8 protein-coding genes and 1 tRNA gene are annotated in these 9,552 nt (G+C 56.0%); 4 read left to right on the plus strand and 5 right to left on the minus strand.

Features of this window, described 5'->3' with window-relative positions; genetic code table 11:
• Positions 1 to 71 precede the first annotated feature (71 nt).
• Entirely contained in the window at positions 72 to 1,190 is a 1,119-nt protein-coding gene (locus F8N80_RS15225) for an MFS transporter (protein WP_150743860.1), read from the plus strand.
• A gap of 331 nt (positions 1,191 to 1,521) precedes the next feature.
• A complete protein-coding gene (locus tag F8N80_RS31595) occupies positions 1,522 to 1,641 on the plus strand; it encodes a hypothetical protein (RefSeq protein WP_263596667.1) in 120 nt (39 codons plus the stop codon).
• Here the strand turns inward: F8N80_RS31595 and F8N80_RS15235 are convergent.
• From F8N80_RS15235 to F8N80_RS15255, 5 genes are all read right to left on the minus strand, one after another.
• Positions 1,638 to 3,098: a tyrosine-type recombinase/integrase gene (locus F8N80_RS15235; protein WP_150743840.1), complete on the minus strand. Its 1,461-nt coding sequence runs from the start codon at positions 3,096 to 3,098 to the stop codon at positions 1,638 to 1,640. The two genes, F8N80_RS31595 and F8N80_RS15235, sit on opposite strands and share 4 nt — an antisense overlap.
• Positions 3,099 to 3,464: 366 nt before the next feature.
• Complete coding sequence (locus tag F8N80_RS15240) at positions 3,465 to 4,937, minus strand: FAD-dependent oxidoreductase (protein ID WP_150743841.1); 1,473 nt, start codon at positions 4,935 to 4,937, stop codon at positions 3,465 to 3,467.
• Between the two features lie 314 nt (positions 4,938 to 5,251).
• Positions 5,252 to 6,481 (minus strand): organoarsenical effux MFS transporter ArsJ, encoded by a 1,230-nt coding sequence (arsJ, locus tag F8N80_RS15245; RefSeq protein ID WP_150743842.1) that lies wholly within the window; start codon positions 6,479 to 6,481, stop codon positions 5,252 to 5,254.
• A gap of 11 nt (positions 6,482 to 6,492) precedes the next feature.
• Positions 6,493 to 7,497: an ArsJ-associated glyceraldehyde-3-phosphate dehydrogenase gene (locus F8N80_RS15250; RefSeq protein ID WP_150743843.1), complete on the minus strand. Its 1,005-nt coding sequence runs from the start codon at positions 7,495 to 7,497 to the stop codon at positions 6,493 to 6,495.
• 68 nt (positions 7,498 to 7,565) lie between these two features.
• Positions 7,566 to 7,916: a metalloregulator ArsR/SmtB family transcription factor gene (locus tag F8N80_RS15255; RefSeq protein WP_150743844.1), complete on the minus strand. Its 351-nt coding sequence runs from the start codon at positions 7,914 to 7,916 to the stop codon at positions 7,566 to 7,568.
• A 397-nt stretch (positions 7,917 to 8,313) separates the two neighbouring features.
• On the opposite strand from F8N80_RS15255, the gene F8N80_RS15260 reads away from it, so the two are divergent.
• A tRNA-Gln gene (locus F8N80_RS15260) sits at positions 8,314 to 8,388 on the plus strand.
• Positions 8,389 to 8,868: 480 nt separating this feature from the next.
• Positions 8,869 to 9,117: a hypothetical protein gene (locus F8N80_RS31600; RefSeq protein ID WP_150743845.1), complete on the plus strand. Its 249-nt coding sequence runs from the start codon at positions 8,869 to 8,871 to the stop codon at positions 9,115 to 9,117.
• Positions 9,118 to 9,552: the final 435 nt, after the last annotated feature.

A 9,552-nucleotide genomic window follows, 5' to 3' on the forward strand; every position in this document is an offset into this window, starting at 1 on the left:
TTATCTTTGATGACATTGTTTTGAGAAATCAAACTCCACTACCTGGAAAGTTCGGCATCGTCTTGTTAGGGATGCTGCAAGTTTTGGTCTGGGGAGGTTCGTTCTTCCTTATGGCCGTAATGGCCGATCCGATCATTGAAGAGACAGGCTGGGCTAGCCAGTGGGTCTATGGCGCATTGTCTCTGAGCATTCTTGTTTCTGCGGTGTTGGCTCCGTTGATCAGTCGACTGATCGCCCGCTATGGCGGTCGCCCAATTCTTGCCAGCAGTGGTCTAGGAGTCGCCATTGGATTGTTTCTGATGGCCAATGCCACGTCATTGCCGTTTTTTTTACTGGCTTGGTCAGTCATCGGCATTGGCATGGCGCTTGGATTGTATGAAGCACTATTCGCCTGTTTAGGTTCACTTTACGGTGAGCGAGCGGGCGGTGTGATTACAGGAATTACATTGATCTCAGGGTTTGCGACAACGCTTTCCTGGCCGGCGGTTGCGTTAGTCATCGATTACATTGGTTGGCGCTCAACGTGTTTGGCCTATGGAGCGTTGTTAGTGCTGACTGTGGCACCGCTTTATATGTGGGTGCTACCGAGAGGCTCGGTTTCACTCAGAAAAAATGACGCGTTGTACGATGAAAGTCTGTCGATTGATCGACGGGTTTACTGGCTCCTCACGACGATTTTTGCGTTGGGCGCAGTGATCATGACGGCAATCTCTGTTCAGCTGATTTCTTTGCTTCAAGGTCAGGGGTATTCACTTGCAGCTGCCATCGGATTCAGCGCTTTACTGGGTCCGAGTCAGGTAGGCTCGCGGATTCTGCAAGTATTTTCACGAAAGCGACACCCAATTTGGACGACGTTGATCTCTGTCGTACTAGTGGCAATCGGTCTGTCGGTTGTGACCATGACGCCGGCAATGACGGGTCTTGGCCTCGTACTTTATGGTGCTGGTAATGGTTTGCGAGCGATTGTTCGGGGGCTGCTACCGTTGACGCTGATGTCGCCAACGCATTATGTTTTGCTAATGGGACGCATGTTTCGACCTTCACTTATTGGACAGGCACTCACACCTCTTGCTGGTGGTTACCTTTTGCAAACGTGGGGGGCGGGCGGTGTGCTTGCTGGGCTAAGTTCGTTGGCTATGTTGAATGTGATGCTGGTGTTGTTCCTCCTACAACTAGTTCGAAAACAATGACCAATCTTCGTCCGTTGTAGCCTGTTATGAAAGGGCTGCTATCTACTGTGGATTCAACCGGTCGATGCACCACAACTAAATTCTGTGTAAGCAGAAGGAGTGTTACAGATGAAGCAGAGACCTCGGATCTATTACACCGAAAGCCAGAAAAAGTTGATGTGGGATCACTGGTAAAAAGGCGACTATTCAGCAGGTCGCCCTACTATTTGAACGAAACCGCTCATTGATACAGCGCATCTTGACGGAAATAGGCGGTATCAGCCCCGCTGTACAGCGCAGGTCCGGATTGGGCCTGACGTTGGCTGAACGCGAAGAGATTTCGCGTGCAGTGGTGGCAGGTAACCCGATCCGTTCCATGGACACGCTGCTAGGGCGAGCAGACTCTACGATCAGTCGTGAGATCAGACACAGCGGTGGCCAAGGATGCTACCGGGCTAATCGAGCTGATTAGGCTGATGAAGGCGGCAAGGATTCAGTGGAGGCGTACGCTGGAAAAGACATCATCGACTTGCTTGGTGGATGCTCGTAAGTTGAGGACAGCACGGCACTGAGTCGATCGCCCAACAGGTTCCAGGCACACTTCTGCTCTTCGGCATAATCGTGGTGCAGGTAGTGGCGCCTCACCCGGGAGCCGGCCAGCACATGGTTTTGGCAGCGATCGATGACGTCCAGGCTGACACCCAAAGCCTGCATCATGGTCGCGCCCGTGCGGCGCAGGTCATGCGGCGTCCAGTCGCCGTTTTGGCCGTCGGCAAGGACTAGCGTATCGTCGTGACGCCGTCTTGAGAGGGCCTTGCGGTTTTTGAACCGGGCCTGGCGATCACCCACCTGCTTGCTCACCACTTTCACGTCCACATGCCCATCATCCTGCTTGTTCGGAAAGCACCACTGGGAGTCTCCCGTGAGGGTCTTGAGTTCCTGAAAGAAATGCAGGGCGAAGGGGGATAGGAAGACATGGAGGTCCTGTTTCTTGCCGCGGGTGCCTTTGACGTTTTCACTGGGGAGGAACCAGGTCTGTCGGTCCAGATCGACATTTTTCCATTCGGCCTGCAGCAACTCGCCAATTCGGCACAGCGTGCCCAGGCTGATCCAGAGCGCGAGTTGGGTTTCTTTTTTCAACGGCCGAATACCGTCGTATTTTTGCCCGGCGGGGAGGGCGATGTAATCGGCGGTCATTTGCTGGAAGCGGTTGTGCAATTCCAACAGCTCCGCCGGGGAAAGGATGCGGCTTCTTTCGGCTTCGTAGTCAGCTGGGATCAACGGGGAGATGTCGACCAGTTCAGTCGGATCACCCTCAACCAGTAACGCCCGCCAGGGCTGGCGCTTTCTAGCCCAGCCAAACATTTGGGTGAGGTCGGCGAAGAAGCTGATGGCTTGCCGGTGAGCGCCGCGGTTGACCACGGTGCGGATTAACGCCCGAACATCGTGTTCGGAGACGCTGCTCACCGCGGTCTTGCCGAGTGCCGGAAAAAGGTCTTTGTTAAAACGGCGCTGTAATTCAGCATTGCCGTCCTTGCGCGCCACACCATCCAACAGCCAGGCCTTGGCCAGATCCTGGACGGCCAGTGTTTGCACCTTCGTCGACTTTTCCTGCTCGGCTTTTGCGTTCGTCGCGGCATGAGCCTGTGCCTTGGCGGTTTTCTTTTGCTCGTTGGGATTGATTTGCTCATCAATGAGCGCTCGGGCTTGGTTGCGTGCCTTGCGGATGTCGGTCAGGGATTTGCGTGGCCAAGACCCGCAGGAGTACTCTTTATTCTGTTCTCCCCACCGATACCGATAGAAAAAGCTGACCGACACGCCGTCCTTACGCACAGAGACTCGACCGGCGAGATTGCCATCCTCCCTGAGGATCCGGCCGGCATCATTGGCGGTCAGTGACTCGAGTTCTTTGATGGTGATTTTGGCCATAAAATGGACTCCCCCTACTTTTCCCCCCACAAAAACGTCGGCTCTTGATGGACGTTACTGGACTCTCGTAGAGCAGAACACCGCTGGAGCTCAAGTAAATACTAGCTTAGAAAAATCCAGAGTAAAATTTTGGAAGCTTTCAAGAAGTATGAAAAAGGAGATGGGGTGCTAGGGGTCGAGTGTTCGAATCACTCCGTCCCGACCATATTTTTCAATGACTTGGCCCAATCTGAAAAGGTTGGGCTTTTTCATGTCTGAAAAATCCCAGCCAGATAAAAGCGCCTGAAATTTTTAAATAATACGGGGTTGGCTCAAGCCAACCCCGTATAAAATCACAGTGATTCAGTATATCGGCGTACGCTAAGGCTATTTCAGGCGCGCCGCATGCCCTCCGGCCTGACGGCCGAAGAACGTCGAGTCCCCCAATGACAACCCGGAACTGTAGCCTTCCCCCCAGCGAGGCAGGCCGCAGGCCGTACGACCCGCAGCATACAGGCCCGGAATCGGCTGGCCGTCGCCGTCGACCACCTCACCACTGGGACGAGTCGCTAGGCCACCGAGGGTGAAGGCATGGGCGTCGATGTCGCCTTGGCAGTAGCTGAGCGCGGCGAACGGTGGCTCGCTCAACGGGCGCAACCATTCGGCACTCTTGTGGAAGTATGGGTCGAGTCCCTCGACGGCGTGACGGTTGAACTCCGCGACACTGTGTTGCAGAGCCCCACCCGGCAGGCCCAGACCTTCCGCCACCTCGTCCCAGGTCTCGCCGACGGCGGCGATGTCTATGTTTTCTTGGAGCACCGGGCGGCCGAAAATCTCGTTATCCACCAGTAGCCAGACGCGTCCGCTTGGCTGGCGTAGCACATAGTGAGCGACCCGGCCGTGATAGGCGTCCTCGTTGATGAAGCGTTGGCCGCATTCGTTGATGAAAATGCCTTTGACCAGAGAGGCCGGCGGGAAGAAAGGCACGGTGGCAAAGAACTCATGCATATTCAACGTGGCCGCGCCGACGCTCATGCCCATGCGGATGCCAGAGCCATCGTCGTTGCCGCCAGTCACTTGCTGCTCGCACACCAAGGCCCCGGGAGCGTAGTGCTGAACCATTTCCCGGTTGCCGATAAAGCCGCCTGCCGCCAGGATCACGCCCTTACGGGCGCGCACATAGAGCAGCTCGCCAGCCCGGCGGATGAGCACTCCCTGCACGGCATTGGCCGAGTCAACGATCAGACACAGCGCGCGGCTGTCGAAATGAGCGTTTACGCCTAGGTCCAGGGCCCGCTGACAGAGCTTGTCCATCATCACCTTACCGCCGCCCCACCCCTCGTATTGCACGGTATGACCGCGCGGAGCCGGTTTGGCGTGTGCAGAGAACGGCCAGGCCAACTCGTTGCCGCTCCACACCAGAGTGTCGTCGGTGGTGGGTTCGACCCATTTGCCCGGAAGGTAGGTACCCTTAAATGGCACGCCTTGCTGTTTCAGCCAGTTGAAATGGGCAACGCCGTTCTCGGCATACAAGGCCACCCGTTCGCCATCCGCGGCAGGCCCGCCCGCCATCATCAGGTAAGTCTGGAAGGCTTCAGTGGTGTCCTCGAAGCCGGCCTCACGCTGCACCTCGGTGCCACCGTTGCCGCCGACATACACCTCGCCGCCCGACAGCGCGGCACTCCCCCCAGCCGCCGACGCTACCTCAAAGATATCCACCTGTGCCCCCGCACCGCGAGCTTCGATGGCCGCACAGCTTCCGGCGGCACCGAAACCGATGATGGCGACCTCTGTTTCGAGGTCCCACTGCGGAACATCTTCGATCCGAACGGGACGGTCAGACGAAAAAGTGGTGTGCATACCTGGCTCCTGTTGCATAGTTTTTTATTTATGTTATGGGGCAGGCACCTGCGAGGCATACTCCGTATGGACGAGGAGCGCTCGACGCCTGTGCCGCGAGTCTTTCGGTGTGTAGGCAGTCAAGAGCGATCGCGCCGGTGCTGCAAGCGAAAGCCAGAACTGGGACCACTATGGCAATAGCACACCGCTCGTAGCCTTGGCTGAGGAAAAACTTAACGCAATGTCCGGGATTAGTTGACCACTGCACCTTCGCCGTACGGTGCACCGAGCTGCCGTTACTTCCACTCGCATTCAACCAGCGAAATCTCATCTGGTCATGTCAACGGTATCGTTTCGGAGTGCCTGGGCAAAGCAATGGAAATCAGTGCGGCCAGCATGACAAAGGCCGTGGAAACCCACAGACAAGCCTCCAGTCCATAGGTCTGGTAAATGCAGCCGGACAGCACGGTGCCGAGCAGCCGCCCCAGCGCGTTGGACATGTAGTAGAAACCAACGTCCAGTGATACTCCGTCCTCTTTGGCGTAGGAGACGATCAGGTAGCTGTGTAAGGATGAGTTCACCGCAAACAGCGCACCGAAGATCATCAATCCACCCAGGAGTACAGCCTCGGGCGACCCACCCGCCGAGAGGCCGAGGGCGATGGCCGCCGGCAGGCCAGCAAGCAACGCCGCCCAAATGAAGGCCGCTCGCCCGTCCGGGATGTGACCGCGCTTCTTCCCGGTGATGCTTGGGGCGAGGGACTGGACGATGCCGTAGCCGATGACCCAGGCTGCCAGAAACCCACCCACCCACCAAAAGTCCCAGCCAAACACCTCACTCAGGTAAACCGGCAAGGCAACGACAAACCACACATCGCGAGCACCAAAGAGAAACAGTCGTGCCGCCGAGAGGATGTTGATCGCTCGGCTCTTGGAAAGAATCTCGCGGAACTTCGGCTTGGCCTTGGCTTTGCCAAGATCCTTTTTCAGCAAAAACAGACTCGCGATCCAGATCAGCGCCAATACCGCTGCCATCAATAGGACGGCCCCTTTGAACCCCAGAAATGCCAGCAATGCACCGCCTATGAAAAAGCCCACACCCTTGAGGGCGTTTTTTGAGCCGGTCAGGAGGGCCACCCACTGATAAAGCGTGCCCTGTTGCTGGCCAGGCACCAGGAGCTTGATCGAACTCTTGGCGCTCATCTTGTTGAGGTCTTTGGCGATACCGGATAACGCTTGAGCGCCCATCACCCAAGGGATGGTCAGCCAGGCGGCCGGCACTGTGAGCATGAGCAAGGCGGCCACCTGGATGCCCAGGCCGATATTCATCGTGCGATTCAAGCCCAGGCGAGCGCCGAGGTAGCCGCCCACCAGGTTTGTGATGACGCCGAAGAACTCATAGAACAGGAACAGTGTGGCAATTTGCAGCGGCGTGTAGCCCAGCGTGTGGAAATGCAGCACCACCAACATGCGCAATGCGCCATCGGTGAGGGTGAAGGCCCAGTAGTTACCGGTGACCAGCAGGTACTGCCGAACTTCCGGGGAAAGGGCTGACAACGCCTTCATGATCGCTCCTGTTAACCGGCCAAGCCGACCAGCTTGGCCAATTCGACAGCACGGTTGGCGTAACCCCACTCGTTGTCGTACCAGGCGTAGATCTTCACTTGAGTACCGTTCACCACCATGGTTGAGAGCGCATCGATGATCGAGGAGCGTGGATCGGTGCGGTAGTCGATCGAAACCAGCGGACGCTCCTCATAGCCAAGGATATTTTTCAATGGGCCAGCGGCCGCAGCTTTGAGCAGGGCATTGACCTCATCCGCCGAGGTCGCACGCTCCACCTCAAACACACAGTCGGTAAGCGAGGCATTGGCCAGTGGTACGCGTACGGCATGGCCGTTCAGGCGGCCACGCAACTCCGGGAAAATTTCAGCAATCGCCGTCGCCGAACCCGTACTGGTGGGGATCAGGCTCATGCCCGAAGCACGCGCCCGACGCAGGTCCTTGTGCGGCTGATCGAGAATGCTTTGGGTATTGGTCAGGTCGTGAATCGTGGTGATCGAGCCATGGCGGATACCCAGGTTTTCGTGGATCACTTTGACCACTGGAGCTAGACAATTGGTAGTGCAGGACGCGGCGGTAACAATACGGTGCTGCGCCGGATCGAACAGGTGCTGATTGACGCCCATGACGATGTTCAGCGCTCCCTGCTCCTTCACTGGAGCACAGACCACCACACGCTTAACACCCTGTTCCAGATATGCCTGAAGCACAGTAACGGTCTTCATCTTGCCACTGGCTTCGATGACCAAATCACAGCCGGACCAGTCAGTGTCGGCGATGGACTTGTTGGCAGTCACCCGAATGCGCCGACCGTCAATGACCACGTAATCACCATCGGCGCTGGCTTCATTGTTCCAACGGCCATGCACCGAGTCGAAATTGATCAGGTGCGCGTGGGTAGCAGCGTCGCCAGCAGGGTCATTGATTTGCACGAATTCAAACTCAGGCCAGCTCCAGGCCGCACGCAAGGCAAGACGACCGATGCGACCGAAACCGTTAATACCTACTTTGATGCTCATGGGTTGTTCTCATTTGTCTGCGGTGTTCGGAGGGGGAGGACGTGGCCTGGTCGAATTTGGTTGTTACGTCAGCAGCATGCTGCTTGGCGCTCAGGACGCTCACCCATCTGATCAAGACGCTTTTCGTCCAGGCTCAACCAGTGGCGGTTGGCTTTGAGTGTCACTTGGAGCACGTCGAGCACCCACTGTGGAAGCTCAGGGTGCAGTCGGTAGTAAATCCATTGTCCTTGACGGCGAGTTTCCAGCAGTCCGCAGGTACGCAACTGTGCCAGGTGGCGTGAAATCTTGGGCTGACTGTCATCGAGCGCGCAGATCAGCTCGCATACACAGAGTTCGCCTTGCGCGCAGAGCAGTAGCATGACCCTGACGCGGGTTTCATCACCCAGGCACTTGAAGACAGTGGCAGGCAGGAGGTTCATGGGGGGTGGCTCTTATATTTGAATATTCGAATATACAGATATTTTCGAATTGAGAAAGACCCCCGGAACGATCATCGAAAATGACTATCTCGATTTTCGATTCGCAACCTGATGGTTGACATGCTGGGGCCGGACCTTTCACCGGCAACCTTCGTGGTACTGCTGCAAAACTCAAAAGCCCCGGAGAGGATTGGATCTAACCTGGATCAAGAGTAAGTGACTGTTTTAAGGCAAATTTTTTGTTTTTGGTCTTCCCAGGCGAAGCGAAAGTTGATAAATTTCCGTGCATCTTGCAGAGGCCGTTACAGCGCTTATAGCGTAAGGGCGCAGCATCTCGATGTTGCTCGCAAGCTGCAAAATCAGGAACAGAGTGCTGGGCACTCGTAGCAACAGATACAGGGGCGTCGCCAAGCGGTAAGGCAGCAGGTTTTGATCCTGCCATGCGTTGGTTCGAATCCAGCCGCCCCTGCCATTTTCCTTATACCCATTCAGGTATAACTCAGCCGGCATGCTCGAAAGCATGCCTGGATGCACCACGGTCAACGTCTGGCCGTTGTCGGAATCCTTCCGTTAGCCGATTTCTTCCTCGCCGCAGTCTTTGCCAATCGTTCTTTCTGCGCGACTGCCATGACCTGCCTCATCTATGCCGCTGGCCGGGATTGCCCGTCATGGTCACGGCCAGTGTCCTGATGCGATCTTCGAGATCTATCTTGGCCTGGGCGCGCTCTTCTCGATCGATGTCGCGCTGAGTTAAACCAACAAAACTCGGCTGCACTCATCCGTTCTGCTGGTTGCCGTTGGGCGCGGAGGGGGGGCGTGCGTGTGGTGTAGGAGGGGGGGGCGTGCTGCTAGTTCAGCGTTGGTTCTGGCTTTTTGGTTTGCTGCATTTCACCAATGAATCATTGAGCAGCCTCACGGTCATATCGCTGACCTTTGCCTTTAGGACATTTAAATGAAGCGCGCAGTAATGATGCTTGTGGCCATTTCAGGTTCTCTCCTGTTGGGAGGCTGTGGGCCTCATTGGGAAGACGGAGAAAGGTACGGTCGAGATCGTGACCGAGGTCATGATCACGATCGTAGATACGATCGAGGGTATGACGATGATCGGGGGCATGACCGTGGATATGATCGTCGTGACGATGATCGGCGGTATGATCGAAATCACGATCGCGATCGCGATCGTGACGATAGAGACGACTAACCCGCTCTGATCTCCCTTCTGCATTAAGCTTCTGTCATTTTCCCACTACACCCGCGAGCTTCCTCCCCGTAGCGTCAAACACATCTGTTCGCTGCGGATCAATGGTCCTTGCAACATGCACGCTGCAGCTCTATTGCCCGGCTTAGTGGGGCAGGGTGCGATGAAGAAAAAGATTGAGGGAGGTGGTTGACCGCAGTATTTAATGCTGTATTATTCGCCTCCCGCTAACGAGAGATCGGAAGCGCAAGTGGTTGAAATTGCAAAGGAAACTTTGAAAATTTCTGAAAATAGCCACTTGACAGCAGCAAAGGAAAGCGTAGAATGCGCGCCTCGGTTGAGACGAAAGATCTTAACCAACCGCTCTTTAACAACTGAATCAAGCAATTCGTGTGGGTGCTTGTGGAGTCAGACTGATAGTCAACAAGATTATCAGCA

The organism is Pseudomonas fluorescens, from assembly GCF_902497995.1.
GTDB classification, from domain to species: Bacteria; Pseudomonadota; Gammaproteobacteria; order Pseudomonadales; family Pseudomonadaceae; genus Aquipseudomonas; species Aquipseudomonas fluorescens_BK.